A 25,245-nucleotide genomic window follows, 5' to 3' on the forward strand; every position below is an offset into this window, starting at 1 on the left:
GTGGGTCATTCGTGAGTTGAACAGCAGGACAATTCTGGAGGAGACATGAACTTACGCACTGTAGTTCTTGGGCTCGCGATCCTCGCATCCGCAGCCTTTGGCTCTCTGGCTGCGCAGGCCGATTCGCAGCTCGACGGGCTGATGAAAAATCCAGCCAACTGGGCGGCCCAGGCGGGCGATTATGCGAATCACCGCTACAGCCCGCTCAAGCAGATCAACGAGAACAACGTCGGCAAACTGCAGGTCGCATGGACCATGTCGACCGGGGTGCTACGCGGCCATGAAGGCGCGCCGCTCGTGATCGGCGACACGATGTATGTCCACTCCCCGTTTCCGAACAAGGTCATTGCGGTCAACCTGAAGGATCAGACGTTCCTCTGGCAGTATCAGCCGAAACAGGACGAGCAGGTCGTCTCCGTGATGTGCTGCGACACCGTCAATCGCGGTCTCGCGTACGGCGACGGCAAGATCTTCCTGCAGCAGGCCGACACCAAGCTCGTCGCGCTGAACGCGAAGACGGGCGACGTGGTGTGGACCGCGCAGAACGGCAATCCGAAAGCCGGCGAAACCAACACCAACGCGCCGCACGTATTCGGCGACAAGGTGCTGACCGGCATCTCGGGCGGCGAGTTCGGCGTGCGCGGGCGTCTGATCGCGTACGACATCAAGACCGGCAAACCGGCCTGGACCGCGTACAGCACGGGCCCCGACAACGATATGCTGCTCGACCCGCAAAAGACGATGACGTACTCCAACGGCCAGATGGTGCCGGTGGGCGCGGATTCGTCGCTGAAGTCATGGAAGGGCGATCAGTGGAAGCTCGGCGGGGGCACCACGTGGGGCTGGTATGCGTGGGATCCGAAACTCAACCTTGTGTACTACGGTACCGGCAATCCGGGCACATGGAACCCGACGCAACGTCCGGGCGACAACAAATGGTCGATGTCGATCTTCGCGCGCGACCTGAATACCGGCATGGCCAAATGGGTCTACCAGATGACGCCGCACGACGAATGGGACTATGACGGCGTCAACGAAATGATCCTGTCCGATCTGACGATCAACGGCAAGCAGGTGCCCGCGATCGTGCACTTCGACCGGAACGGCTTCGGCTATACGCTCAATCGCGTAACCGGACAGCTGCTGGTCGCGCAGAAGTACGACCCGGCGGTGAACTGGGCCGACCGTGTCGACCTGCAAAGCGGCCTGCCGATTCGCAACGCGGCGTACTCGACGCAGGCGGCCGGCTCCGATCACAACGTGAAGGGCATCTGCCCGGCGGCACTCGGTTCGAAGGACCAGCAACCGGCGGCATACGATCCGAACTCGCACCTGTTCCTCGTGCCGACCAACCACGTCTGTATGGACTACGAGCCGTTCGATGTCGACTACGTGTCGGGACAGCCGTATGTCGGCGCCACGCTGTCGATGTATCCGGGCCCGAACGAGGGCAACGCGATGGGCAACTTCATCGCGTGGGATGCGAGCAAGGGCAAGATCGTCTACTCGAAGCCGGAGAGGTTCTCGGTGTGGTCGGGTGTGCTGGCGACCGCGGGCGGCATCGCGTTCTACGGCACGCTGGAAGGCTACCTGAAGGCGGTGCGCATCAAGGACGGCAAGGAACTGTGGCGCTTCAAGACGCCGTCGGGAATCATCGGCAACGTCTTCACGTATGAGTATCAGGGCAAGCAGTACGTCGGCGTGTATTCGGGCATCGGCGGCTGGGCCGGCATCGGCATGGCGGCAGGTCTGGAGAAGCCGACCGAAGGTCTGGGTGCGGTCGGCGGCTACAAAGATCTCGCGAAGTACACCGCGCTCGGCGGCACGCTGTTCGTGTTCGCGATTCCCGGCGAAAAGAGCTGAACGAACGGCTGAAATGAAAGGCTGAACGAGCGGGGCGGCTTGAACAGGCACGGCCGCCCCGTCAGCCTCGCGCAAGCATTGAATCACCCCCAGATCGCGCCCGTTGGTGGATGGATGTGTCGATGAAACGCATCGGGGCGCGGCTTATTCCCAGATGGAGACATGTGCATGAAAGGCCGATCTATCCTGTTGCTCACGGTGTTGCCCGCAGCGCTCGTCGTGCTGCCCGTCGGTTACGCGCAGAACAATCCTTCGATTGCGCAGGTCGCGTACAAGGTGGTCGACGGCACCAAGGTGGATAGTAATACGCTGCAGGGCTGGAAGACGTGGCGCGCGCTCGCTTGCGAACGCTGCCACGGCGCGCAGCAGCAGGGCATGGTCGGGCCGTCGCTGATCGACGCGTTCAAGACGCTGGACAAGACCGAGTTTCATCGCACGGTGTTCGGCGGCCGGGTGGACAAGGGCATGCCCGATTTCAGCACGAGCCAGATGATGCAGAAGAACTGGGAAAACCTCTACGCGTACCTGAAAGGGCGCTCCGATGGACAGATCAAGCCGGGCGATCTGAAGGCCATCGACGCCAACTAACGCCGTGCCGTCACTCTTCCGGAGGCTCACGATGCGTAATAAGAGAAGCATGTCCGTGCATGTCAGCGTGATCGCGGCCGCGTTGTGTGGCGCGGCGCTCGCGAGCGCCGCGGTCCGGGCGGACGGCCCCGCGCTGCCGAACAACGACGGCGCGGACGGCGTGCTCAGGGTGTGCGCGGACCCGAACAACATGCCGTTGTCGAACGACAAGGGCGAGGGCTACGAGAACCGCATCGCGGCCCAGATGGCGAGCGACTTCGGCTACAAGCTCGAATACACGTACTTTCCGCAGCGCATGGGCTTCGTGCGCCACACGCTGCGCGAGAAGGAGGACGGCAGCGAGCGCTATCGCTGCGACCTGATCATCGGTGTGCCGAAGGGCTATGACATGACGTCGACGACGCAGCCGTATCTGCGCTCGACCTACGCAATGGTGCTGCCGAACCGCCCCGAGTTCGCGAGCATCAAGACGCCCGACGACCTGCTGAAGCTGCCGCCCGATCAACTGCACAAGCTGCGCTTCGGCATCTTTTCGCAAACCCCCGCGGTGGACTGGCTGCTCGGCCACAACCTGATCGACCAGGCGGTGTCGTACCAGGTGCAAAGCGGCGATCCGGCCGTGTACCCGGGCCAGATGATCGAACACGACCTGCGCGCAGGCAACGTCGACGTGGTGTTCCTATGGGGGCCGATTGCCGGCTACTTCGCGAAGCGCGCCGGTGATTCGGTCAGACTCGTGCCGTTCCCGCCGGGGCCGGGCATCCGCTTCGACTACACGATTTCGATGGGCGTGCGCTACGGCGAGAAGGACTGGAAGGACAAGGTGGATCAATGGATCGGCGCGAATCACGACAAGATCGACAGCATCCTCGCGACCTACCAGGTGCCGATGCTCAAACCGGTCGACGCGCCGGCGGGCAAGCCTGGCGACGCGTCGCAATGACGCGCGCGGGCGGCGCCTGGTTGCGCGCGGCACGCGCCGCGCTGATGGGGACGCTGTGTGTGCTGTGCCTCGCGCCAGCCGCCGCGCGTGCGGCGAGTCCGGCGTCGGCGCCGGGCGGCGACGAGATCACGCCGGCCGAGCGGCTGATTTTTCTGACCGATCATCTGCACGGCGTCGCCGCGCAGACCGAACTCGACTACGCGCTGATCGATTCCGGGCAGCCGTCTCGCAGCGCCGATGTCGTCAAGGTGCTGGTGCTGAGCGAGAACAACGCGAAAGGCGACGCACAGGTGTCCGACCATAGCGGCAGCGTGAACCTGCCGATCGGCGGCCTGCAGTGCAATCCGGCAATCATTTATTTTCTCGAACACGACATCGCGGAGATGCAGGGTCTCACCGGCGGGCAGCGCCGCTATTTCCAGCAGCGTCTGCGTCTCGCGCTCGCCGCGGGGCCGCAGATCGAGAGCGTGCCGAGCGAGGTCGGCGGCAAGCCGGTCAGCGCGCGGCGCATCGTCGTGCAGCCTTATCTGAACGATCCGAACGCGGAGCGCTTCGCACAATACACGGGCAAGCGCTACACGTTCCTGCTCGCAGACGGCGTGCCGGGCCAGGTCGTGCAGATCCGCACCGACGTGCCGGGTCCCAACAACAACTTTGCGCATCCGGCGCATACCGAGTCGTTGAGCTTTCAATCCGCACTGAACAAGTTGCCCTCGGGCAAGGCGCCGGCGAAACCGTCATCGAATGCGCCGCGAGCGAGTCGCTGAATCAAATGCAGAACGCGAGTTTCGCGACGAACCGGGTCAAGCTGAATTTCGTTCGCACGCTGACCCTGCGGCAGTTGCAGATTTTCGTCGTCGCGAGCCGCTATACGAGTTTCGCGCGCGCGGCCGAGGAGCTGCATCTGACGCAGCCGGCGGTGTCGATGCAGATTCATCAGCTCGAAGAGGCGGTCGGCCTGCGGCTGTTCGAGCGCATCGCGCGCAAGCTCACGCTGACCGAAGCGGGCGAGGTGCTGACCCATCACGCGAGCCGCATTCTCGGCGAAATCAAGGACACCGAAGACGCGATGATGTCGCTGAAGCAGGCCGACAGCGGCTCGATCAACGTGGGCATCGTCAGTTCGGCGACCTACTTCGCGCCGAAACTGCTGGCGATGTACTCGCATCTATACCCGAAAGTCGACGTGCACTTCTCGGTCGGCAATCGCGACGCGTTGCTGCGTCTGTTGCAGGACAACGCGATCGATCTCGCGATCATGGGCCGCCCGCCGCCCGAACTCGATACGACGGCCGAGCCGCTCGCGAGTCATCCTCAGGTGGTGATCGCGCCGCTCGATCATCCGCTGTGCGGCGCGCGCCGCTTCGATCTGCAGGAGTTGCGCCGCGACACCTTCCTGCTGCGCGAGCCGGGCTCGGGTACGCGCATGGCCGCCGAGGCGATGTTCCGGCAGCATCTGTTCACACCCGCGAAAACCATCACGCTCGGCAGCAACGAAACGATCAAGCAGGCGGTGATGGCGGGCATGGGCGTGAGTCTGATCTCGCTGCATACGTTGCAGCTGGAGTTGCGCACCGGCGAGATCGCGCTGCTCGACGTGAACGGCACGCCGATCGAACGCGCGTGGCAGGTCGTGCATCTGCGCACGAAGCAGCTTTCGCCGACCAGCATGATGTTCCGGCAGTTTCTGCTCGAGCATGCGGCGGTGCATCTGGAGCAGGAATATGCGCAGTTTGCCGGGGTGTTTGCGAAACCGCCGGTCGGCGCGAAGCGGTAGCGTCATGCGCGCGTCGGCTTGCTGGTGAACGACGCGTCCCAGGCGGCGTCGATGGCACAGTCTGTACCCGGCTGTCGTGACAGGCTGCCAACTTTTCGCATTCGATTTAACTCTTGGATCCCGTGCTCACGATCGGCATAAACCATGCTTGAACGGAAGGCTGGCGAGCGCTTGAAGCGCGTCGACGTTCGGGCGTCGTGCAAATAAACGCCAGCACCACGGAAGGGGATCGCAGCGATGGTTTCCGGCGAGCAGCTTCAGGACTGGCGTTCTCACGCCCAGCGGATCGAAAACGAAGTCGCGAGAGTCGTCGTCGGTCAGCAGCAAACGCTGAGGCTCATCAACGTCGCGTTGTTCGCACGCGGCCACGTCCTGCTCGAAGGCGGCGTCGGGGTCGGCAAGACGACCGTGTTGCGGGCGTTCGCGCGCGTGGTCGGCGGCGATTTCGAGCGCGTCGAAGGCACGATCGATCTGATGCCGGGCGACCTCGTCTATCACACCTATGTCGATGCCGACGGCAAGCCGCGTATCGAACCGGGCCCGCTGCTGCGCCACGGCGAGCAGCTGACCACCTTCTTCTTCAACGAGATCAATCGCGCGCGTCCGCAGGTGCAATCGCTGCTGTTGCGCGCGATGGCCGAACGTTCCGTGTGGGCGTTCGACCGCGAGCATCGCTTTCCGCACATGACCGTATACGCCGACCGCAACAAGGTCGAGAAGGAAGAGACCTTCGAGCTCGCGTCGGCGGCGCGCGACCGCTTCCTGTTCGAGCTGAACATGCCGACGCCGACCGACGAGGACGCGCGGCGCAGCCTCGTCTTCGACACGAGGTTCCACGACGTCGACGGCCTGCTCGCGCAGCTGACTCCGTCGATCGTGCCGTGGGAACAGTTGAACCGGATCGGCGCGGCGATCCAGCAGGGCGTGCAGGCGAGCGAGACGATCGAGCGCTACGTGCACGACATCTGGCAGGCGACGGAAACGCCGGCGCGCTTCGGCATCGCGCTCGACGGCGTCGACATGGAGCAGCTGATTCTCGCGGGCGCAAGTCCGCGCGGCATGAGCGCGCTGCTGCGGGCCGCGCGCGTGGTCGCGTGGCTCGCGGGACGCACGCATCTGCTTCCGGAGGACATTCACGAAGTGCTGCTGCCGGCGCTGGGGCATCGGGTGTTCTTCACACCGATCTACGAGCTACGCCGCCAGGAGCTGGCCGAGGCGCTGATCGCGCGGATCGTCGCGAACGTCGCCGTGCCTCGCTGACCGGCGGCGCGCGCACCACGATGAACGACACCGCGGAATTCCACTACCGTCTGCCGATGCGCGCGGCCGGCGCGCGACCCGGCTCGCATCCGGGCTCGAGCTTCGGCTCGGGTCAGCAGTTCGCGATGCACGGCCGCTTGTTCGACTACCCGGACCCGCGCCGGCTCGATCTGCGCGCGAGCTTGCGCGCGGCGCGCGACGAGTGGCTCGTGCGCGTGCATTTGCAGCGCGTCGCGGTGCCGGTGTTCGTGATCGTCGACGTATCGGCGTCGATGCGGTTCGGCAGCCGTAAAACGAAGCTGGAGGTCGCCGCCGATTTCGTCGAAGCGCTCGGCCATAGCGCGTTCCGGGTCGGCGACCGGCTCGGCATGCTGGCCTTCGATGGCGGCGAACGCGACGATCTGTTCATGCCGGCGCGCACGGGGCGGGGCACGGGCTCGCTGCTCGCGAGCATGCTGCGCGAACGCGCCGGTGAAACGGCTGATCGTCAGGCGAATGGTCAGGCAGAACGTCAGGCCGGACGCGCGGCCGTCGAAGGATTGCGGCGTTGCGCGATCCGTATCGCTGGACGCCAGGCGCTCGTGTTCGTCGTGTCCGATTTCCACTGGCCGCTCGCGCGACTGTCGTCGGTACTCGACATGCTGGTGCATGCGTGTGTGGTGCCGATGGTCGTGTGGGACGCGGCCGAGATCACGCCGCCGCAGCACGCGTCGCTGCTGGCCGTCAACGATGCGGAGTCCGGCGAGGAGCGTCGCGTGTGGCTTTCGCGCGATGTGCGCGAGCGCTGGCGCGAAGGCGTCGCGCGCCGTCGCGACGAACTCGCCGCGGGGTTCGGCGCGCGCGGCATCCGGCCGTTCTATGTCGAAGGCGCGTTCGATCCGGAAGCGATGTCGCGCTACTTTCTGGAGATGACGGTATGAGCGCGCGCGGTGTGCGCGGTGGCGGCGCTCGTCGGGCGGCGCTGCATATGCTGATCGCGTCGCTTTGCGGCGCCGCGAGCGCGACGGCCAGCGCCGCCGTGGTGACCGCACTCGTTCAGGAGCCGCGCGCGTTCGGCTATGTGCTCGGCGATGTGCTGACGCAACGCGTGCTGCTGGAGGCCAACGATCGGGACATCGGCGCGGTCACGCCGCCTTCGGTCGGACGCACGGGCGTGTGGCTCGAACGCCGGCCCGTGACGCTCGAAACCGATGCCAACGGCCGCAAGTGGATGGTGATCGCGTATCAGGTCGTCAACGCGCCGCAGACGCTCACGCAGATCACGTTGCCCGCGTTGACGTTGACGTCGGCGGCGGGCACGCAATTGCAGGTCGCCGAATGGCCGGCGAGCATCGGACCGTTGACGCCGCAAACCGCGTTCGCCGCAGGGGATTTGCAGCCGCTGCGGCCCGATCGTCAGGCACCCATGCTGGGCACAGCCGGCTGGCGTCGGCAGATCGCGTGGGCGCTCGGCTTGCTGCTCGTGACCCTGCTCGCGTGGGCGAGCTGGTGGTGGGCGCGCAACCGACGCGAGGCGGCACGGCTGCCGTTCGCGCGTGCATGGCGGCAGATGCAACGGCTGCCGGAGGCGCCCGCTGCTTCATCGAACGATGCGTGGGTCTGCCTGCATCGCGCACTGAACGAAACCGCCGGCCAGGTCGTGCATGCGACTTCGCTATCCGCGTTGCTTGCGCGCGCGCCCTATCTGCAACCGCTGCGCGCGCAGCTCGAACGTTTCTATCTGGCGTCGTCCGAGCGCTTTTTCACACCGGCGCCGAAGGCCGTCGGGAATCCCGGCGAGCTTTCGTTGCACGCGCTGTGCCGTGCGTTGTATCGGGCGGAGAGGCGCCATCAGCGATGACCATGAGCCTCGATTTCGCCCTGCCGTGGATGCTGGTGCTGCTGCCGCTCGCCGCGCTGCCGCTGCTGCGGCGACGCAGCGACACGCTGGTGTTCTCGAGCGTCGCGTGGCTGCCCGCCGACGATCTCGGGCGCGCGGCCGGCTGGCTCGTACGCGGCGGCGCGGCACTGGCGATCGCCGCGATCGTCGTCGGGCTGGCGGGGCCGGGGCGCTCGCAGTTGCAGGTGCTGCGCACCGGCAGCGGCGCGCAGATCCTGATCCTGATGGACCGCAGCGCGAGCATGGACGAGCCGATGGGCAGCAAGGGCGTCGAGGCGCCGCGCGGCGACTCCAAGAACCACGTGGCGCGCGCCGCGTTGACGCGCTTCGTCGAGCAGCGGCCCAACGACCGGCTCGCGTTCATGATGTTCGGCACAAACCCCGTGCTGGCAATGCCGTTCACGTACAACCATCGCGTGATCGAGGCCGCTGTCGCGGCGACGGCGATTGGCCGTGGCATGCCGGACACCGAGCTCGATCGCGGCATGCTCGCGGCGATCGCGCAGTTCGACGGGCGCTTGTCGTCGGGCCGCCGCGCGATCGTGCTCGTCTCCGATGGCGGCGCGTTGCTCGACGAAACGATGCAACGGCGTATCGAGGCGGGACTGCGACGCAACCGGATCGCCCTGTACTTCATCTACTTGCGCAGCAGCGTCTTCAGTCCCGATCTGAACGCGACGCAGCCCGTCAGCGGAACCTCGGCCGAAGCGCAGCTGCATCGCTTTTTTCTGACGCTCAGGACACCGTATAGGCTGTTTCAGGCCGAAGACCCGAAGGCGATGATGGCGGCGATCGCGGAGATCAACCGGCAGCAGAACGCGACGACGACGTTCGTCGAGCATCTGCCTCGCCAGGACCTGAGTCTGTACTGTTTCGCGCTCGCGCTGTTCTGTTCGGCGCTGCTGGTGCTGCTGCACCAGTTGCAGGTCAGGAGCTGGGCATGAAGCGCACGCTGATCCATACGCTGTTCGGCACCGTGGCGATCTGTTGCGCCGCGTGGGCCGGGTATGGCTTCGTTCGTCTGCAGCACGCGGAGCGCGTCGATCAGGCCATTCTCGCGACGAACGCCGCTTCGCGCGACCAGCCTGCCGGCGACGACGCGCGCGAGGTCCAACTGGCCCGCGCGATAGCGCTGTCGAAAGCGGGCGCGTATGACGCGGCGGCGCGGCTCTATAACGGTCTGATCCCCGCGGGCAGCCCGCCTGACGAAGTCGGCCGCGCGGCGCTGTTCGATCTCGGCAACCTGTACCTGCGCGAAGGCAGCGGCGACACGGCGCAGACGGTCAGGTCTCTCGCGATGATCGGTGAGGCCAAGGCGCGCTACCGGCTCGCGCTGCGCGCGGCGCCCGACGATTGGGACGTGCGCTACAACCTCGAGCGCGCGCTGTGGCTTGCGCCGGAAACGCCGTCCGCGCTCGCCGGGCCCGATGTGAAAGAGCAGCACAATGTCAAGCTGCGTGACCCGCAGAGCCAGGACTTGCCATGAGCGGCGTCTCGCGCGAGCGCGGCTTCGCAAGATGGCGTCACGCGTTGACGCCGCTCGCGCTCGTCGCATTGATCGCGGCGGTTGCGATGCCGGACTTCACTTTGCCGCGCAACACGTTTAACTACATCGTGACGTTCGATATCACGCAAAGCATGGACGTCGAGGACGTGGTGCTCGACGGCGCTCCGGTCAGCCGGCTCAAATTCGCGCAGGCCGCGATGCGCGACGCGCTCGGGCGCTTGCCGTGCGGCTCGAAGGTCGGCTGGAGCGTGTTCACGGGGCAACGGGTGTTGCTGCTGATGGCGCCGGTCGAAGTCTGTGGCAACTACGACGCGCTGCTGGTGTCGCTCGAGGGCATCGACGGGCGCATGCGCTGGACCAACTGGAGCCGCATTGCCGAGGGCGGTGTGTATTCGGCCGTGCGGGTCGCGCAGGAGGTCGGCGGCGGCGCGGCCATCGCGTTCGTCACCGATGGTCAGGAGGCGCCGCCGGTATCGGCGGCGCGCCCGCTGATGGAGGGCATCAATGCCGCGCGAATCAGGGGCTGGCTGATCGGCGTCGGCGGCGACCAGCCCGCGGCCATTCCGAAGACCGACGCCGACGGTAACCGGATCGGCTACTGGCAGGCCGACGACGTGATCCAGGTGCCGCCGACGCCAGGCTCCGGTGTCGAGGCGCAAACGCACGAGGAGTTGTCCGAATTGCGCGGCGAGTACCTTGCGTCGGTGGCGGGGCAGACTGGCCTCGACTACCGGCGCCTGCTGAACGTGACGTCGTTCGGCGATGCGCTGCTCGATGCGCGCTTCGCTCGCCGCGAACCGGTGCCGACCGATCTGCGCTGGTGTCCAGCGCTGCTCGCGTTGCTGCTGCTCGTCGCGCGCTTCATGCCGGATGCCGTTCTCGCATGGCCGCGCGCCTGGCGAAAGCGCATTCGAACGATCGTTTTGCAGATCGCGCCGGCATTCAATGGCCGGCCGACACGAGTCGACTGACTCACGCGGGCGCGAACGTTGACGCTGCAACGGTTGAAGGTGCAGGTATCCAATCGAGCAGCGTAGTTGCTTGCGAAACCTCGCAAGAGTTGCCGGGTTCGACCGACTCACGAGGCTTGCGCCAGAAGGTCTTGCCGGTCTTCGAGGCCGGAGAGCGTTGCCAGGAATCATTCTCAATCGGTCCACTTCGACGTCGACTCCAGCGCTGAGTCGCGAAGGCGCATGCGCTCGCCACACACGCGACGTACCTCACACTTTGACCTACCAGTACGCCAATGACTGACTACAATGTCTGAGTGCAAGCGACGCTGCAAGGCGCTCGGTTCGACGGGAGCGCCGTGTCATGTGACATTTCAATTCCTTCACTGGAGGCATGCGATGACGTGCCAAAACGAGAGGATTGTCGGAGCGGTACTCGTCTTGGTGAGCGGCTACGCGTTTGCGGGCGGCCCCTTCGGCGATGTGCCGCAAGCGATGATGGTCGCCAACATCGTCGCGTCGCCCGTCGAAGTCGTGCCGCCGATTCCCGAGCCTCGGCACTACTTCGAGCAGCAGCGCTATGCGATGGAGTATCACGGGGATCAGGGCAAGCCGTTCTTCGCGCAAATGGAGAATTACTATAGTGTGGACGTGACGCGCGATGTCCAGCTCGGCACGGCGAAGGCATTGGGGTCGTCCGGACCGGAGTTCGCGCCGGTGTCCGAACCGGGCGCAAAACCTGCCGCGCAAAATGCTTCGAATCCTCTGCATCTGGGTCCATCTACCGCGCCGCAATTGTCCATCGTTCAGATGAACAGTTCAGCGTTGTCGATAGGCGCGTCACCGCAGCGACGCTTGTCCTTGACGATCGACGACTGGGTGTTCTCCGGCACCGCGCGCGTCGCGGTTCTGCATTCTCACGATACGGGCGCGACGCTGATCGTCAAACGTCGCTACTGAGTGATGTCGGACGGCCGCGCATGTCACGTCGACGAGTCACGTCGACGAAAAGCGCTCGCGATACACCTGCGGCGCCACGCGCAGCTGACGCACGAAGCTGCATCGCATCGTTTCCTCGCTGCCGAATCCACACCGCGCCGCGATTCGTTTGATCGACCAGGATGTCTCGCATAGCAAGCGCTGTGCCGCTTCGATGCGCAACTGCTCGACCGCGCGGGCCGGCGTGCGGCCCGTTTGTGCCTTGTAGTGGCGCATGAAGCTGCGCTCGCTCATATGAAGCCTTCGCGCGAGCGCGGGGACCGACAGGTCGGATGCGAGATGCGACGTCATCCATGCATGCAATTCGCCGAAACGGTCGTCGGCATGTTGCAGCGACAGCGTCGCGCTGAACTGCGACTGACCCCCCGGCCGCTTCAGAAACACGACGAGCTCGCGCGCGACATCGAGCGCCAACGCGCGCCCGTGATCTTCTTCGAGCATGGCCAGCGCGAGGTCGATGCCGGCGGTGACGCCCGCCGATGTCCAGATAGCCCCGTCGCGAATAAAGATTGGATCGGCTTCGACGTGCAGTTGCGGATACGCCTGCGCGAGCTCGTCGCAACGCCCCCAATGTGTGGCGACGCGGCGGCCGTCGAGCAGTCCCGCCTCGGCGAGCAGGAACGCGCCCGAGCAGACCGAGGCAACGCGTCTGCAATGCGGCGCATGGCGCTGCGTCCAGCGAATCAGACGCTGATCGGCCGATGCCTGACGAATCCCCCAGCCGCCCGGAACGATCAGCGTATCGACCGGCGCTTTCACCGAGCGCAGCGAACCGGCGAGTACCGCAAGTCCCGACGACGACGTGACGGGCCCGGCTTCGGCTGCCACGACGCGGGGTGAGTAGAGTTCGTCGAGCCCACGCTGCGCGACGAGTTCATTGGCGGACGCAAATACCTGCAGCGGACCGCTGACGTCGAGCAGTTGCATGTTGGGGAAGGCGAGCAGCACGATGGAGGGGGGAGCGCTGAACATATCGTGTGTAACAGGGGGGCTGTAAGAGGGAGCGAGCGCGTGGCAGAAAAACCGGGGTTAATGGCAGTCTTGCCAAAGACTACGCGCATAGAATCAGTCCGTCCACCTGGAAGACGCGGCGGATCACGCGTTTCGATTTCTCCCTGAATAAGGTATCCATATGAACCTGCAAATCGGTTTTCTGGTGTTTCCGAAAGTACAGCAACTCGATCTGACTGGCCCGCACGACGTACTTGCATCGTTGCCGGGCGCCACGATGCATCTGATCTGGAAGACACGGGAGCCCGTGGTGTCGAGTAACGGGCTCGTGCTGACGCCGGGCACGACCTACGAAAGCTGCCCGCCGCTCGACGTGATCTGTGTGCCAGGCGGAAACGGCGTGACCGACCTGTTGCAAGACGAGCAAACGATCGACTTCGTTTGCCGACAGGCCGCGAGCGCGCGCTACGTGACGTCGGTCTGCACCGGCGCGTTGCTGCTTGGCGCGGCCGGCTTGCTGCGCGGGCGGCGCGCGACGACTCACTGGGCGTTTCACTCGCTGCTTGAACCGCTCGGCGCGATACCGACACATGCGCGTGTGGTCCGCGATGGCAATCTGATTACCGGCGGCGGCGTGACGGCGGGCATCGATTTCGGGTTGACCGTCGCGGCCGAACTGGCGGGCGTAGAAGAGGCGCAGGCGATCCAGCTCGAACTCGAATACGCGCCGGCCCCGCCGTTCGACGCGGGCGATCCGGCGTTGGCGCCGCAAGCGGTGGTGGAACTGGTCCGGCGACGCTCGGCGGAAGGCCTGGCCGCGCGGCGCCGGGTGGTGATGGAGATCGCGCAGAGAAGCTAAGTCTTGCATGCGGGTACGGGCATTCCATTAAACTGTGTGGCTCTACCCGTTTCCGTCAGTCGGATCGATGCGATGAAGTACGGCGAATTATCCCGGGGGCACTCCCCATGCGCGTAGGCAAGCCCGTCAAGGCACTGCCGCAGCCGTCATGCGACTACTGCGGCAACCGTGCGTTGCTCGCGCGTTACGGCGACGAGTCCTACCCCTATCGCAGCGATCAAGGGCCGCTGTGGATCTGCACCGCATGTCAGGCGTGGATCGGCGTTTATTCGCGCAGCAAACACAACCTGCCGCTCGGCCGCCTCGCCGACGCGACGTTGCGCGAGTCGAAGAGCAAGCTGCACGATGCGCTCGAACCGCTCGTTGCCGGGAAGGTGCGCCGCGATGGTGTCAACGCGTTCGAAGCCCGCGCGAAAGCGATCCGGTGGGTCGCGACCGAGCTTGGCTTCGATCCGGTTCCGGCGAGCATTCACGCGTTCACGCCCGAGCAGTGCGAACAGGCGCTGCGTTATGTCGAAGCTTTTATCGAAGCTCGGCGTGCGCGATAGCGCAATAGCCCCAAACCGCTGGCTCCCTTTCATTCCTCCAATACCACCCCGCCATACCGCCTTCCCCGCGCCTCTTCACCCCCACCAAATTGGCAGTTCTCGTGCGATGCGGCCCGGCAGTCGGATCGCACCTGCGTTCGGGTGCATATTTCCGGTTGCGTCCGTCGCTATCGTGAACTACAAATCTAAAGTTACGCTGGCTCGATTTTTGGCGGGCCGGGCTTCCGTTCAGAACCGTTCAGAACGACAGGGAGAGTGCCGTCATGAGAATGCGCCCCGATCCTACCTTTCATGCATCGCCGAAGCTCGCGATGGATGCGCCGGCGGAAGAATACGCGTACACGGTGCTGCTAAGTCCGGACTCCTCGCAGCCCGACGCGCTCGCCGTGATCGACGTGAAGCCCGGTTCGCCGACTTATAGCCAGGTGGTCCACACGGTGCCGGTGCCGAACAAGGGCGACGAATTCCATCACTTCGGCTGGAACGCGTGTTCGTCCGCGTTGTCGCCGTTGACAGGCCACGCGTTTCTGGAACGTCGCTATCTGATCATTCCGGGCATGCGCTCGTCGCGCATCTATATCGTCGATACGAAGCCGCATCCGACCCAGGCGAAGATTCACAAGATCATCGAGCCGGAGGAAATTTTCCGCAAGACCGGCTATTCGCGTCCGCACACCGTGCATTGCGGACCGGAGGGCATCTACGTGAGCACGCTCGGCGGCGGTGGCAAGGACGGCACCGACGGGCCGCCCGGAATCTTCATCATGGACTGCCAAACATTCGAGGTGCTGGGCCGCTGGGAAATCGAGCGCGGCGCGCAGGAAAAGCATTACGACTTCTGGTGGAATCTGCCGCGCGACTACATGGTGTCGACCGAATGGGCGCTGCCGCCGCAATTCGAAAACGGCATCGTGCCCGAAGACCTGCTCGCGAACAAATACGGCCACCGCGTGCACTGCTGGGATCTGCGCGCGAGGCGCAACGTGCAGACGCTCGATCTCGGCGCGAATCATCAGATGGCGCTCGAAGTGCGGCCCGCGCACGACCCGAGCCGCGAGTACGGCTTTATCGGCGTCGTGGTCGATACGACGAATCTGGAAGGGTCGATCTGGACCTGGTGGCGCGAAGGCGGCCACTTCCACATCGAAAAGACCGCGACCATTCCACCGGAGCCCGCGCATGCCGATGAATTGCCGCCGCTGCTGCAAGGTTTCGGCGCGGTGCCGCCGCTCGTCACCGACATCGATCTTTCGATCGACGATAAATTCCTCTACGTCTCCTGCTGGGGCACCGGCGAGATGCGCCAGTACGACGTGAGCGAACCGCGCAAGCCGAAATTGACGGGCTCGGTGCGCATCGGTGGAATCGAACATTGCGCGCCGCATCCGAACGGCAAGGCTTTCGCCGGCGGTCCGCAGATGGTCGAGATCAGTCGCGACGGCAAGCGCATCTACTGGACCAACTCGCTCTATTCGACGTGGGACGACCAGTTCTACCCGGATGGTGTGCCCGGCGTGCAAGTGATGGCGCATGCCGAGCCCAATGGCGGTCTCGAACTCGTCGAAGATTACTTCGTCGAGTTTCCCGCCGGCTATCGCGCGCACCAGATTCGCCTCGAAGGCGGCGACTGTTCGACCGATTCGTTCTGCTATCCCTCGGTGGGCGTTTGAGCGGCGCGGTGTCGCCGCAAGCGGCACTGTGGCTGGCCGTCCTCGCGAGCGGTGTGTATCACGGACTCAATCCGGCGATGGGGTGGCCGCTCGCGGTGTCGAACGCGCTGATGCAGCGGCGCTCGCAAGCGCTGGTCGTAGCGCTTCTTTATCTCGCGGCGGGGCACGCGCTCGCCATATTGCTGATGATGCTGCCGTTCGCGATGCTGGCCAGCGTGCTCGCGTGGCAGCGTCAGATGCAGATCGGCGCGAGCGTGCTGGTGATCGGCTTCGGTCTGGTGTTGCTGATGCGCCGGCGCCATCCGCGCGTACTGGCGAGAATTCCGCCGTCGCGGCTCGCGCTCTGGTCGTTCGCGGTGGCGATCGCGCACGGCGCCGGCTTGATGCTGGTGCCGATCTACCTCGGTCTGTGCCGCGCAGACGCAATGGACAGCGCGCACCAAGCCGCCCAAACGCTGATCGAAACGAGTCTGCGCATGGCGCTGTCGGTCTCCGCGGTGCATGCGGCCGCGATGACGATGGCCGGCGGCGTGCTCGCATGGCTCGTTTATCGCTACCTCGGGCTCAGGTTCGTGTCGCGCAGCTGGTTCAATCTCGATGCGGTGTGGGCGTCGAGTCTGATTCTGGTGGGGGGCGTGTCGCTGGCGTTGAATGCGGCGGCAGCGGGCGTTTCCGGTTGATTTCGACGCGGCCGATCCGGCCTATGAGGCCCCCGGGCACAGCATATGCTGCGTAGCTTCGGCAGGGACGCCATTCCGTGCGGGTCCTGATTTTTCCTCTCGTCATCTACACCCGGAGAAGATCATGCCGCTGAAGAAAGGTACATCGAAAGAGACCGTGTCGCACAACATCAAGACCGAGTCGAAGCATGGCAAGCCGCACAAGCAGGCTGTCGCGATCGCGTTGAATCAGGCGCGCAAGTCGGGCGCGAAGATGCCGAAGAAGAGTGAGAAATAAGCTGCTTCAGCACGCGCGGTCGTACCCATGACCGACAGGCCGCGGAAAAGGCGCGCGGATGGCGACCCGCAATCGGAGCCGGCGGATGTCGAACCCGATCAGCATCCGGCGAAGCTCGGCGATTGCCGCCGTTGCGCGCTCTGGCGCAATGCGACTCAGGCCGTGCCCGGCGAAGGGCAGCGGCATGCGTCGATCGTACTGGTCGGCGAGCAACCCGGCGACATGGAAGATCTGCAGGGCAAGCCCTTCGTCGGGCCTGCCGGCGCGTTGCTCGACCGCGCGCTCGAAGAAGCGGGCGTCAAGCGTAACGAGGTCTACGTGACGAACGCCGTCAAGCATTTCAAGTGGATCGCGCGCGGCAAGCGTCGCTTGCACAAAACGCCCGCTCAGCGTGAAGTGGATGCTTGCGGCTACTGGCTGGAGCAGGAGCTCGACATGCCGCATGTGCGCGTGGTCGTGGCGCTGGGCGCGACCGCGTTGAAAGCGGTTGTTCACGACTCGCACGCGCGCTTGCAGGACGCGTTCGACAAAACGCTCGAGCGCGGCGAGCAACGCGTGGTCGCGACGTACCATCCGTCGTTTGCGCTGCGCGCGCCGGACCCTGAAACGCGTCGCGAGGTGTACGAGCGAAGCGTCGCGGCATTGCGCACCGCACAGAAGCTGGCCCACGGCGGCAAGCGCTCAGGATGACGCCGGCGCGTGCGTCGCTCGTAATCCGAGGACTTTCATCAATCGTTGTGCGTCGAACGGCGCCCGAGCTTTTACATCGTTGTCGAAGTAGCAGTAGACGTCTCGCGCGGCTCGGCGAGGCGGCCGGAGTTGCGGCGCGATCAATCGCGCGTCGGCAGGCTGGGAGCCGCCGCGCCATGCATCGATTCGCTCGGCCCATCGTTGCAGAGCGTCGTCCCCATACGCACCCGAGTATTTGGCTTCGCTGCCGTGCAGGCGAATATAGACGAAGTCCGCCGTCAGATCTTCGGCGACGGGCCACGGTTCGGTGGAATCTGAAACGACGAGCGCGACGCCGTATTGCCGAAGCAAGGTCACGAACGCCGGATCGACAAAGCTCGCGTGGCGCACTTCGACCGCGTGACGCAACTTCCGCTTGCGATCGATGTCGACATAAGGCGTCTTGACACGCGCATCATGGTGCTTCGCCAGCGCCGATGCGCTCGCGATCTCGAACGGCAACACGCTCAGAAAGCGCTCCATTGCCTCGGGCTCAAATCGGAACGACGGCGGAAATTGCCATAGGATCGGACCAAGCTTTTCGTTCAACGCGAGTAGCCCCTGCGCGAAGAAGTTCGCGATGCCGACATGTGCGCTCGCATCGCGAAACCGCAGCATATGAGTCAGATAGCGCGCGCCTTTGATGCCAAACACGAAGCCGTCAGGCGTTTGCGCGTACCAACGCTGCCAGCTATCGAGCGATTGAAGGCTGTAATGCGTGCCGTTGATTTCGATCGTGCCGAATAGCGCCGACGCGTACTGTAATTCCGCTGCATGTTTGAGATCCTCTGGGTAAAAGGTGCCGCGCCAACCTTGGTAGCGCCAGCCGGAAATGCCGATACGCACATCGCCGGTTTTCTTCATTCGCGCGTCGGGTCCGGCGGAATGGGGTTCGGAGTCCGGCTCCGACTCGACGGATCGCAGCGTCATTGAATACGCGCGATTTGCTTCGCCACCGCGGCCGGGCTGTCGAAATTGTGATCGGGCAGACGGTCGACCAGATCGACGATGTCGGTATTCGCGTGATTTTTGCGCACCTGTGCGACCAGCTTTTCGCGTGTGGTCGGGTAATTCACACCACTGAGTGCTTTTTCGACGTCAGCGGGATTCGGCTGACCGGGGTGGCGGTGATCCTGGGAATGGGCGGGGTGCTGTGACATGGTTCCTCCTTGAATGAGTACATCACGACTGCGCGCCTACTGCTACGTGCCGCATATCTCGTGCCTCGGCGCGCGGGCTCGGGTTGCGTTTTCCAGCGGCGCACGTCGTGCGGATGAAAAAGAACCCCGCGATGAGGAACGCGGCTTGCGTGCAGCCGGCAAAATAGCGCCGCTGACACAGGACCTTTCAAGGAGAAGGCCATCATGAGCACAATGCTCGCATATCGCATTCACCGCTTCGGCGGTCCCGAGGTGTTCAAGGCCGAGAAGATCGAGATCCCCGAGCCTGGCGCCGGCCAGGTGCTGGTGCGCGTGCGCGCGGCCAGCGCCAATCCGGTGGACCTGAAGACGCGCTCGGGCCAGTACCCGTTGATTCGTGAAGAGAAGCTGCCCTATACGCTGGGGCGCGATTTTTCCGGAGTGGTCGAACGGGTCGGCGAGGGCGTCGGGCAATGGCGCGCGGGCGAGCAGGTGTATGGCTTCGTTGGCCAGGGACAGGGTGCGTACGCGGAATACGTCGTCGTGCCCGCGAGCGCGCTAGCGCATGCGCCGGAAAAACTGGATGTGGGGTCCGCGGGCGCCGTGCCGCTCGCCGCGTTGACCGCATGGCAGGGCCTGTTCGATCACGGCTGCCTCGAAGCCGGCGGCCGCGTGCTGATTCATGCGGGCGCGGGCGGCGTTGGACATTTCGCCGTGCAGTTCGCCAGGCAGAAGGGCGCGCAAGTGTACGCTACGGCGTCCGGCGACGGCATCGAGTTCGTGCGCTCGCTCGGTGCGGATCGCGTGATCGACTATCACGCGCAGCGCTTCGAAGACGTCGCGCGCGACATCGACCTCGTGTTCGATCTGATCGGCGGCGATACGCAGCGCCGCTCGTGGTCGGCCGTCGCGACCGGTGGCGCGCTGATCTCGACGCTCAACGAGCCGTCGCAGGCCGAGGCGTCGAGCCATGGCGCACGGGCCACGCGTTATACCGCGCGACCCGACGGCCGGCAATTGACGGAGATCGCGTCGTTGCTCGACAAGGGCAGCGTGCGTGTCGTGGTCGCCGAACGGTTTGCGTTCGATGCGACGGCCAAGGCGCTGGAACGGCTCGCGAAAGGCCACGTGCGCGGCAAGATCGTGGTGGAGGTGGCGTCGTAGTACGGAGAGCGCGCTGTCTGCTAGTTCGGATTCGCGTCGTCGCTCGCGCTGCGCAGCGGCGCGCGGCTCTGATCGTTATTCAGATGCACGAACTTTCTCAACAGTCTCAATAGCTCTCGCGCATCCTCGTCTCCCATCCCGTCGAGCAGGCCGTGATTGAGCGCGTTGACGCCGGGGATCAATTCATCGAGCAACTGCTCTCCAGCCGGCGTCAGCAATAGACGACGCTGGCGGCGCGGCAGAACTTCGCGCACGATCCAGCCTTTCGCTTCGAGCCGTACCGCGATATCGGCGGTGGTCGACGTGTCGAGGCCGACTCGCTGCGCGAGCGTGACCTGATCGAGTCCGGGCAATTCCTGCAGCATTCTGAGCACCGCATACTGAACGGGCGTCACCTCGCGTCCGATCAGATCATGAAACATGGACACCGAAATCTGATGCGCGCGTCGGATCAAATGGCCGGGCTGGTCGTACAGATCGATGCTGATCGCGGAAGTGCTGGTATCGGTTGAAGTGACCATATTAGTTCTGAAGATCTCGCGCCTTTTCGTTGCGAATGGAAATGGCGAACCGGCGTTCGTGTTACCTGATTGAAAGTTCGTCTAAAGGAAAACCTTCATTTAATCATTAAAGACGCATTGAGTACACTGAATCTCAATGAGTAGGCTGAATGCAATCCATGAATAATCCAGGGAGTGAGACTGACATGTTTCCCAAGAATGCGTGGTACGTCGCATGTATGCCCGATGAAGTCGCGGATAAGCCGTTCGGCCGGCAGATCTGCGGCGAGCCGATGGTTTTCTATCGCAACGCGCAAGGCGCCGTGGTGGCGCTCGAAGACTTCTGTCCGCATCGCGGCGCGCCGCTGTCGCTCGGTTTCGTGCGCGATGGCACGCTCGTGTGCGGCTATCACGGCCTCGAAATGGGCTGTCAGGGCAAGGCGACCGGCATGCCGGGGCAACGCGTCAACGGCTTTCCAGCGATTCGCAGCTATCCAGTGATCGAGCGCTATGGCTTCGTCTGGGTGTGGCCCGGCGATGCGGCGCAGGCCGATGCCGCCAGGCTGCATCATCTGGAGTGGGCCGAGAGTGCCGAATGGGCGTACGGCGGCGGTCTTTATCACATCCGCTGCGACTACCGGCTAATGATCGACAACCTGATGGATCTGACGCACGAGACCTATGTGCACGCCAACAGCATCGGGCAAAAGGAAATCGACGAAGCCGCGCCCAAAACCGTGGCCGAAGGCGATACCGTGCGCACGAGCCGTTTCATGGAAAACGTCGCGGCGCCGCCGTTCTGGAAGATGGCGTTGCGCGGCAATGGTCTCGCCGACGACGTGCCCGTCGACCGTTGGCAGATCTGCCACTTCACGCCGCCGAGTCACGTGCTGATCGAGGTAGGCGTCGCGCATGCCGGGCATGGTGGCTATCACGCGCCGGCCGACCAGAAAGCGTCGTCGATCGTGGTGGATTTCATCACGCCGGAAACGGAAACGTCGATCTGGTATTTCTGGGGCATGGCGCGCAGTTTCCGTCCCGACGATGCGGCGCTGACCGCGAGCATCCGCGAAGGGCAGGGCAAGATCTTCAGTGAAGATCTGGAGATGCTCGAACGTCAGCAGCAGAACCTGTTGCGCTGGCCCGAGCGCAATCTGCTGAAGCTCAATATCGATGCGGGCGGCGTGATGTCGCGCCGCGTGATCGATCGGCTCGTCGCGCAGGAACGCGCGGAGACGGGCGCGCCGCAGGCTGAAGTGACGCGCGTCATTCCCGTGCGGACGGCGACATGAATCATCCCGTGCTGAATGTGGTGGTCGCGCGCCGGCGCGACGAAGCGCTCGGTATCGCGAGCTTCGAACTCGCGAGCGAAAACGCTCAGGCGTTGCCGGCCTTCGACGCCGGCTCGCACGTCGACGTGCATTTGCCGAACGGGCTCGTGCGTCAGTACTCGTTGTGCAACGATCCGCGCGAAACGCATCGCTATCTGATCGCGGTGCTGCGCGACGAAGGGGGACGCGGCGGATCGAAAGCGGTGCACGATCTGGTCCGCGAAGGCGATCGCCTGCAGATCAGCGCGCCGCGCAATCATTTCGCGCTCGCTGACGATGCGGCTCATCATCTGCTGCTCGCGGGCGGGATCGGCGTCACGCCGATTCTTTGCATGGCCGAGCGGCTTGCCGCCACGGGCGCTTCGTTCGACATGCACTACTGCACGCGCTCGAAGGAACGCACGGCGTTCGTCGAGCGTCTTGCACAAGCTGGCTTCGCGAAGTCGGTCCAGCTTCATCACGATGACCATCCGGGCGGCTCGACGTTCGATATCGAGCAGACGCTCAGCGATGCGCCGGCCGGCACCCACCTGTATGTCTGCGGTCCGCGCGGCTTCATGGACTTCGTGCTCGAGACCGCGCGTGCGAAGGGCTGGCCGGAAAACAGGCTGCACTACGAGTTCTTCGGCGCGGCCGCGAATCAGGCGGCGACGGGCGGCAGCTTCCAGGTGCGCATCGCGAGCAGCGGCGCGACGATCGACGTGCCGCCCGAATGCACGGTCGTGCAGGCGCTGGCCGCGCATGGCGTCGAAGTGATCACGTCGTGCGAGCAGGGCGTGTGCGGTACCTGTTTGACGCGGGTGCTGTCCGGCGAGCCGGATCATCTGGATTCGTATCTGACCGACGAGGAACGCGCGGCAAACGACCAGTTCCTGCCGTGCTGCTCGCGCGCGAAATCGCCGCTGCTGGTGCTCGATCTGTGATTTTCTGCGGGACGACGGGCCTGTTGCCCGTCGTCCCGCTTATTTATTGCGCTTTTCCCTCAGAATCCGACGAACTTACCGTGCGCACACTCAACGCCGGATCGTGCGCAATCGCTTCTTCGGAGAACGGAATAAACGTCCAGCGTTGGGCCGCGTAATCGCGCGTCCCGTCGGCATAGTGCGGCGACGCCGGGTCATCCGATTCTGACGGTGCGAGCAGCGTGCGCGCGATCACCTGAGCGCCGGCGAACGACACTATCTGCAGATAGGTGTCGCCCATTGGCTTGACGTTCATCGAATAGCCGCTCGCATCGAAGGGATGCGCGGCACACGCCGAGGTGAAATAGCCGCCCGCGTCGCAACCCCCGAATAGCGCAATGCGCTCGTCGTTGCGTTGCACGTAGAGCGCCGCGCTGCGCGGTGCATCGATCGCGATGCCGGCGCGTTGCAGTGCCGCGAGCGCGTCATGCAGCGCGGCGGCGAGCTGCGCCGGATCGGCGGCGATGCCCGCGGGTGTGGTCAACGGCTTCGAGGGTTCGAACGGTACCGCGTATAGCTGCGCGGGCGGTATCGTCAGCAGACGTCGCCACAGTTCGTCCCACAAGGTTGCCCCCACTGCGTCGGCCGCGGCCGTATCGTCCCATGCGGCGAGTACCTTGCACGCCGCGCGCTGCGGGTCGGCGTTCGGGCCGGCCGGCAGGGCCGCGAGCGCGTCGCTGCCGCACAGACGGTCGAGCACGGGTTGCTTGAACAGCAACGCCGACATCGAGCGGCTGTCGAGCGCAGCGTGGCCGAGTGTATCGGCGGAAACGCCATGCGGATCGCTCTGCAATTGCGCCGCGATCGTATGGCCCAGTCGCGTGCGCAGCGTCTGCGGCGTCGCGGTCGCACCGATGATCTTCGCATAGCCGGTCATCGGTTCGGCCGGGTTGCTGAGCCAGTAACTGTCGTTGAAATTGCCGACATAGTCGCGCCGAAGCAGCGACGGCATCTGCGCGACCGGCAACGCATGATGCTGTACCGCGCCGGGCTCGTCGCGCCAGTCGCAGTCGCTGCGCGAACCGTCGAGGACCGGCACGCCGGGCATGATCCGCGCCAGTGCCCGGCCGACCGGCGGCGTGCAACGCTGCGTGAGTTCGTCGGGCACGTCCGGGGTCGCGCCGATATCGGCGTACCAGACGCGCGGATCGTCACGGCCGATCGCGAGCGTGTTGACCCATGGCACCGCCGCGTTCTTCTTCTGGATGGCGATGAAATCGTCGAGCGAGGCCGCCTGATTCCATGCGCGGAAGTTTTCGAACACGCGGAAGTTGTCGGTATTGATATCGCGCAGCGCGAACGCCTGCTGCGCATTCCACGCGAGCGCGGGCGACATCGTGCCGAGATTGACCAGCGCTCCGAAGCGCGAACGATACAGCGTGCGCGACACGGTATGCAGCGAACCGTCGGCGGCGCGTACCTCGACGTTCACGCGCGTCGGCGTCATCGCTTCGCTGTTGCCGTCGACCTGATACCGGGTTGGCGCGCCAGGTTCGAGCGTCAGCTTGAAGAGGCCGAAGCGCTTCGCGGTGGAGACGGTATGGGTCCAGGCGACGTTGTCGTTGAAGCCGATCATGATCAGCGGTACGCCGAGAAACGACACGCCGCTGACGTTCAGCTTGCCAGGAATAGTGAGTTGAGCCTGGTAGAAGCGATCGGGGCCGGTCCAGAACCAGTGCGGATTGCCGAGCAGCAGCGCGCTGCCGGTGTGCGTCGCGTCCGCGCCGAACGCGAGAGCGTTGCTGCCGATGCCCGCATGGCCGCCGAATTCCGCGAGCGGTGGGTCGACGGGGGCATCGTCGTGCAACGCGCTTTGCGGCGGCACCGGCACCGGCATCGGCTGGGGCGGTTGCGCGGTCGCGATCGCGTTGATGAAGCGCGCCTCGCCACCGGCCAGATTCGCCGCGATCTGACGCCGGTACAAGTCCGCGTTGCTGATCTTGCCGAGCCACGGCGCCGCGCGGCAGGCCGCATGCGCGCCCGGGAAATCCCCGTGCGCGAGATCGGCGAGGTAGCGGTTATAGCCGGCGACGAAGCCGTCGATCAACGCGCGCATGTCGTCGGTCTGGCTTTTGCGGTAACGCGCGACGGTCGCATCGTCGACGATGAAACGGAAGAAGAAATCCGAATTGAGATTGTTGGGCTGGCCGAACGTCGCGCCGAGCGTGGGCCGCGCGTCGGCGCCGAAGAAGCGCGAGCGTTCGCCGCGATAGGTGACGAAGCTTTCGGCCATCGTGCACAGATTGTCTTGCGCCTGCGCGTAGCCGTATCCGTAGCCGAGGCTGCCCCAGTTGTCGGCGTTGATGTGCGGAATGCCGAGCGCGGTGCGGCGGATGTCGGCGCGATACGGGCCGGTGTGCGCGACGTTGTCCGCATCGAGACTCGCGCAGCTTGGCAGAGCGGCGGCGACGGGCAGGGCGATCAGCAGGGCGGCGAGACGGCGGAGCAGAGAGACGTTCGAACGCATGGCCTTTTGTGGTTGGGCGAACGTTGAGCGGTGACGGGCGTGTCGCTCGGCGTCAAGAAAGATTGTGACTGGACGCCCCATTTGGGCGTGCTCTGATTTCTTTCGAACTGTCAGTTAGCTATTAATGTCAGGTGGCTAGAAGGCAGTGGACTCGCATTCCGGTCATTAGTAGTTCACGAACGTTAAATCTAGAGCGAGAAGC

Annotated in this window: 26 protein-coding genes; 21 read left to right on the forward strand and 5 right to left on the reverse strand. The window is 64.7% G+C overall.

The window, feature by feature from the left end:
• Window positions 1-45: 45 nt before the first annotated feature.
• From HDG32_RS06855 to HDG32_RS06910, 12 genes are all read left to right on the forward strand, one after another.
• The gene (locus tag HDG32_RS06855; RefSeq protein ID WP_184064735.1) at window positions 46-1,863 is read left to right on the forward strand and encodes a methanol/ethanol family PQQ-dependent dehydrogenase; all 1,818 of its coding nucleotides are present in this window, start codon (window positions 46-48) and stop codon (window positions 1,861-1,863) included.
• Window positions 1,864-2,031: 168 nt separating this feature from the next.
• On the forward strand, window positions 2,032-2,451 hold the full coding sequence (locus HDG32_RS06860; RefSeq protein WP_184064737.1) for a c-type cytochrome: 420 nt from the start codon (window positions 2,032-2,034) through the stop codon (window positions 2,449-2,451).
• Between the two features lie 31 nt (window positions 2,452-2,482).
• Window positions 2,483-3,394, forward strand: coding sequence for a substrate-binding domain-containing protein (locus HDG32_RS06865; RefSeq protein WP_184064739.1), 912 nt, complete (start codon window positions 2,483-2,485; stop codon window positions 3,392-3,394).
• The gene (locus HDG32_RS06870; RefSeq protein ID WP_184064742.1) at window positions 3,391-4,161 is read left to right on the forward strand and encodes a hypothetical protein; all 771 of its coding nucleotides are present in this window, start codon (window positions 3,391-3,393) and stop codon (window positions 4,159-4,161) included. The genes HDG32_RS06865 and HDG32_RS06870 overlap by 4 nt, the downstream gene beginning before the upstream one ends.
• Window positions 4,162-4,166: 5 nt before the next feature.
• On the forward strand, window positions 4,167-5,171 hold the full coding sequence (locus HDG32_RS06875) for a LysR family transcriptional regulator (protein WP_184039165.1): 1,005 nt from the start codon (window positions 4,167-4,169) through the stop codon (window positions 5,169-5,171).
• Between the two features lie 237 nt (window positions 5,172-5,408).
• Complete coding sequence (locus tag HDG32_RS06880; RefSeq protein WP_018424618.1) at window positions 5,409-6,431, forward strand: MoxR family ATPase; 1,023 nt, start codon at window positions 5,409-5,411, stop codon at window positions 6,429-6,431.
• 20 nt (window positions 6,432-6,451) lie between these two features.
• Window positions 6,452-7,351 (forward strand): DUF58 domain-containing protein, encoded by a 900-nt coding sequence (locus HDG32_RS06885; protein ID WP_184064744.1) that lies wholly within the window; start codon window positions 6,452-6,454, stop codon window positions 7,349-7,351.
• Entirely contained in the window at window positions 7,348-8,271 is a 924-nt protein-coding gene (locus tag HDG32_RS06890; RefSeq protein WP_184064747.1) for a calcium incorporation protein MxaA, read from the forward strand. Before HDG32_RS06885 ends, HDG32_RS06890 begins: the two co-directional genes overlap by 4 nt.
• On the forward strand, window positions 8,268-9,254 hold the full coding sequence (locus tag HDG32_RS06895) for a vWA domain-containing protein (protein WP_090809112.1): 987 nt from the start codon (window positions 8,268-8,270) through the stop codon (window positions 9,252-9,254). The genes HDG32_RS06890 and HDG32_RS06895 overlap by 4 nt, the downstream gene beginning before the upstream one ends.
• Entirely contained in the window at window positions 9,251-9,796 is a 546-nt protein-coding gene (locus HDG32_RS06900) for a tetratricopeptide repeat protein (RefSeq protein ID WP_184064750.1), read from the forward strand. Before HDG32_RS06895 ends, HDG32_RS06900 begins: the two co-directional genes overlap by 4 nt.
• The gene (locus HDG32_RS06905; protein WP_184064753.1) at window positions 9,793-10,788 is read left to right on the forward strand and encodes an MxaL protein; all 996 of its coding nucleotides are present in this window, start codon (window positions 9,793-9,795) and stop codon (window positions 10,786-10,788) included. The genes HDG32_RS06900 and HDG32_RS06905 overlap by 4 nt, the downstream gene beginning before the upstream one ends.
• Window positions 10,789-11,166: 378 nt before the next feature.
• Window positions 11,167-11,727: a hypothetical protein gene (locus tag HDG32_RS06910; protein WP_184064756.1), complete on the forward strand. Its 561-nt coding sequence runs from the start codon at window positions 11,167-11,169 to the stop codon at window positions 11,725-11,727.
• 36 nt (window positions 11,728-11,763) lie between these two features.
• Here the strand turns inward: HDG32_RS06910 and HDG32_RS06915 are convergent, their stop codons facing one another.
• Entirely contained in the window at window positions 11,764-12,738 is a 975-nt protein-coding gene (locus tag HDG32_RS06915) for a GlxA family transcriptional regulator (protein WP_184064758.1), read from the reverse strand.
• 160 nt (window positions 12,739-12,898) lie between these two features.
• Between HDG32_RS06915 and HDG32_RS06920 the strand changes: the two genes are divergently transcribed.
• From HDG32_RS06920 to HDG32_RS06945, 6 genes are all read left to right on the forward strand, one after another.
• Complete coding sequence (locus HDG32_RS06920) at window positions 12,899-13,576, forward strand: DJ-1/PfpI family protein (RefSeq protein ID WP_184064761.1); 678 nt, start codon at window positions 12,899-12,901, stop codon at window positions 13,574-13,576.
• Window positions 13,577-13,683: 107 nt separating this feature from the next.
• Complete coding sequence (locus tag HDG32_RS06925; protein WP_090809124.1) at window positions 13,684-14,124, forward strand: zinc-finger-containing protein; 441 nt, start codon at window positions 13,684-13,686, stop codon at window positions 14,122-14,124.
• A gap of 263 nt (window positions 14,125-14,387) precedes the next feature.
• Complete coding sequence (locus HDG32_RS06930; protein ID WP_184064764.1) at window positions 14,388-15,794, forward strand: selenium-binding protein SBP56-related protein; 1,407 nt, start codon at window positions 14,388-14,390, stop codon at window positions 15,792-15,794.
• Complete coding sequence (locus HDG32_RS06935; protein ID WP_184064767.1) at window positions 15,791-16,474, forward strand: hypothetical protein; 684 nt, start codon at window positions 15,791-15,793, stop codon at window positions 16,472-16,474. The genes HDG32_RS06930 and HDG32_RS06935 overlap by 4 nt, the downstream gene beginning before the upstream one ends.
• Window positions 16,475-16,598: 124 nt before the next feature.
• Complete coding sequence (locus HDG32_RS06940) at window positions 16,599-16,751, forward strand: DUF6496 domain-containing protein (RefSeq protein ID WP_184064770.1); 153 nt, start codon at window positions 16,599-16,601, stop codon at window positions 16,749-16,751.
• 27 nt (window positions 16,752-16,778) lie between these two features.
• Window positions 16,779-17,441: a UdgX family uracil-DNA binding protein gene (locus HDG32_RS06945; RefSeq protein ID WP_184064774.1), complete on the forward strand. Its 663-nt coding sequence runs from the start codon at window positions 16,779-16,781 to the stop codon at window positions 17,439-17,441.
• On the opposite strand, the gene HDG32_RS06950 is transcribed toward HDG32_RS06945, so the two are convergent.
• Together HDG32_RS06950 and HDG32_RS06955 are read right to left on the reverse strand one after the other, a co-directional pair.
• Window positions 17,433-18,344, reverse strand: a complete 912-nt coding sequence (locus HDG32_RS06950; protein ID WP_184064777.1) for a DUF72 domain-containing protein — start codon at window positions 18,342-18,344, stop codon at window positions 17,433-17,435. The genes HDG32_RS06945 and HDG32_RS06950 overlap by 9 nt on opposite strands.
• Before the next feature lie 62 nt (window positions 18,345-18,406).
• Complete coding sequence (locus HDG32_RS06955) at window positions 18,407-18,640, reverse strand: DUF2795 domain-containing protein (protein WP_184064779.1); 234 nt, start codon at window positions 18,638-18,640, stop codon at window positions 18,407-18,409.
• Window positions 18,641-18,844: 204 nt separating this feature from the next.
• Between HDG32_RS06955 and HDG32_RS06960 the strand changes: the two genes are divergently transcribed.
• Window positions 18,845-19,783 carry an NADP-dependent oxidoreductase gene (locus HDG32_RS06960; RefSeq protein WP_184064782.1) on the forward strand — a complete coding sequence of 313 codons (939 nt, stop codon included), beginning with the start codon at window positions 18,845-18,847 and terminating at the stop codon, window positions 19,781-19,783.
• 20 nt (window positions 19,784-19,803) lie between these two features.
• Here the strand turns inward: HDG32_RS06960 and HDG32_RS06965 are convergent, their stop codons facing one another.
• Window positions 19,804-20,304: a MarR family winged helix-turn-helix transcriptional regulator gene (locus HDG32_RS06965; protein WP_090809135.1), complete on the reverse strand. Its 501-nt coding sequence runs from the start codon at window positions 20,302-20,304 to the stop codon at window positions 19,804-19,806.
• 185 nt (window positions 20,305-20,489) lie between these two features.
• Here HDG32_RS06965 and HDG32_RS06970 point away from each other — a divergent pair, with 185 nt between their 5' ends.
• Complete coding sequence (locus HDG32_RS06970; RefSeq protein WP_184064785.1) at window positions 20,490-21,575, forward strand: aromatic ring-hydroxylating dioxygenase subunit alpha; 1,086 nt, start codon at window positions 20,490-20,492, stop codon at window positions 21,573-21,575.
• Window positions 21,572-22,537 carry a PDR/VanB family oxidoreductase gene (locus tag HDG32_RS06975; RefSeq protein ID WP_184064788.1) on the forward strand — a complete coding sequence of 322 codons (966 nt, stop codon included), beginning with the start codon at window positions 21,572-21,574 and terminating at the stop codon, window positions 22,535-22,537. Before HDG32_RS06970 ends, HDG32_RS06975 begins: the two co-directional genes overlap by 4 nt.
• A 43-nt stretch (window positions 22,538-22,580) precedes the next feature.
• Here the strand turns inward: HDG32_RS06975 and HDG32_RS06980 are convergent, their stop codons facing one another.
• Window positions 22,581-25,043 (reverse strand): penicillin acylase family protein, encoded by a 2,463-nt coding sequence (locus HDG32_RS06980; RefSeq protein WP_184064791.1) that lies wholly within the window; start codon window positions 25,041-25,043, stop codon window positions 22,581-22,583.
• Window positions 25,044-25,245 lie beyond the last annotated feature (202 nt).

It is taken from the genome of Paraburkholderia sp. CI2 (assembly GCF_014201055.1).
GTDB classification, from domain to species: Bacteria; Pseudomonadota; Gammaproteobacteria; order Burkholderiales; family Burkholderiaceae; genus Paraburkholderia; species Paraburkholderia tuberum.

What these genes read in the sequence shown, in the direction of transcription:
- HDG32_RS06855 (WP_184064735.1), top strand. Translation starts at nt 46, where the DNA reads ATGAACTTACGCACTGTAGTTCTTGGGCTCGCGATCCTCGCATCCGCA.
- HDG32_RS06860 (WP_184064737.1), top strand. Translation starts at nt 2,032, where the DNA reads ATGAAAGGCCGATCTATCCTGTTGCTCACGGTGTTGCCCGCAGCGCTC.
- HDG32_RS06865 (WP_184064739.1), top strand. Translation starts at nt 2,483, where the DNA reads ATGCGTAATAAGAGAAGCATGTCCGTGCATGTCAGCGTGATCGCGGCC.
- HDG32_RS06870 (WP_184064742.1), top strand. Translation starts at nt 3,391, where the DNA reads ATGACGCGCGCGGGCGGCGCCTGGTTGCGCGCGGCACGCGCCGCGCTG.
- HDG32_RS06875 (WP_184039165.1), top strand. Translation starts at nt 4,167, where the DNA reads ATGCAGAACGCGAGTTTCGCGACGAACCGGGTCAAGCTGAATTTCGTT.
- HDG32_RS06880 (WP_018424618.1), top strand. Translation starts at nt 5,409, where the DNA reads ATGGTTTCCGGCGAGCAGCTTCAGGACTGGCGTTCTCACGCCCAGCGG.
- HDG32_RS06885 (WP_184064744.1), top strand. Translation starts at nt 6,452, where the DNA reads ATGAACGACACCGCGGAATTCCACTACCGTCTGCCGATGCGCGCGGCC.
- HDG32_RS06890 (WP_184064747.1), top strand. Translation starts at nt 7,348, where the DNA reads ATGAGCGCGCGCGGTGTGCGCGGTGGCGGCGCTCGTCGGGCGGCGCTG.
- HDG32_RS06895 (WP_090809112.1), top strand. Translation starts at nt 8,268, where the DNA reads ATGACCATGAGCCTCGATTTCGCCCTGCCGTGGATGCTGGTGCTGCTG.
- HDG32_RS06900 (WP_184064750.1), top strand. Translation starts at nt 9,251, where the DNA reads ATGAAGCGCACGCTGATCCATACGCTGTTCGGCACCGTGGCGATCTGT.
- HDG32_RS06905 (WP_184064753.1), top strand. Translation starts at nt 9,793, where the DNA reads ATGAGCGGCGTCTCGCGCGAGCGCGGCTTCGCAAGATGGCGTCACGCG.
- HDG32_RS06910 (WP_184064756.1), top strand. Translation starts at nt 11,167, where the DNA reads ATGACGTGCCAAAACGAGAGGATTGTCGGAGCGGTACTCGTCTTGGTG.
- HDG32_RS06915 (WP_184064758.1), bottom strand. Translation starts at nt 12,738, where the DNA reads ATGTTCAGCGCTCCCCCCTCCATCGTGCTGCTCGCCTTCCCCAACATG.
- HDG32_RS06920 (WP_184064761.1), top strand. Translation starts at nt 12,899, where the DNA reads ATGAACCTGCAAATCGGTTTTCTGGTGTTTCCGAAAGTACAGCAACTC.
- HDG32_RS06925 (WP_090809124.1), top strand. Translation starts at nt 13,684, where the DNA reads ATGCGCGTAGGCAAGCCCGTCAAGGCACTGCCGCAGCCGTCATGCGAC.
- HDG32_RS06930 (WP_184064764.1), top strand. Translation starts at nt 14,388, where the DNA reads ATGAGAATGCGCCCCGATCCTACCTTTCATGCATCGCCGAAGCTCGCG.
- HDG32_RS06940 (WP_184064770.1), top strand. Translation starts at nt 16,599, where the DNA reads ATGCCGCTGAAGAAAGGTACATCGAAAGAGACCGTGTCGCACAACATC.
- HDG32_RS06945 (WP_184064774.1), top strand. Translation starts at nt 16,779, where the DNA reads ATGACCGACAGGCCGCGGAAAAGGCGCGCGGATGGCGACCCGCAATCG.
- HDG32_RS06950 (WP_184064777.1), bottom strand. Translation starts at nt 18,344, where the DNA reads ATGAAGAAAACCGGCGATGTGCGTATCGGCATTTCCGGCTGGCGCTAC.
- HDG32_RS06955 (WP_184064779.1), bottom strand. Translation starts at nt 18,640, where the DNA reads ATGTCACAGCACCCCGCCCATTCCCAGGATCACCGCCACCCCGGTCAG.
- HDG32_RS06960 (WP_184064782.1), top strand. Translation starts at nt 18,845, where the DNA reads ATGAGCACAATGCTCGCATATCGCATTCACCGCTTCGGCGGTCCCGAG.
- HDG32_RS06965 (WP_090809135.1), bottom strand. Translation starts at nt 20,304, where the DNA reads ATGGTCACTTCAACCGATACCAGCACTTCCGCGATCAGCATCGATCTG.
- HDG32_RS06970 (WP_184064785.1), top strand. Translation starts at nt 20,490, where the DNA reads ATGTTTCCCAAGAATGCGTGGTACGTCGCATGTATGCCCGATGAAGTC.
- HDG32_RS06975 (WP_184064788.1), top strand. Translation starts at nt 21,572, where the DNA reads ATGAATCATCCCGTGCTGAATGTGGTGGTCGCGCGCCGGCGCGACGAA.
- HDG32_RS06980 (WP_184064791.1), bottom strand. Translation starts at nt 25,043, where the DNA reads ATGCGTTCGAACGTCTCTCTGCTCCGCCGTCTCGCCGCCCTGCTGATC.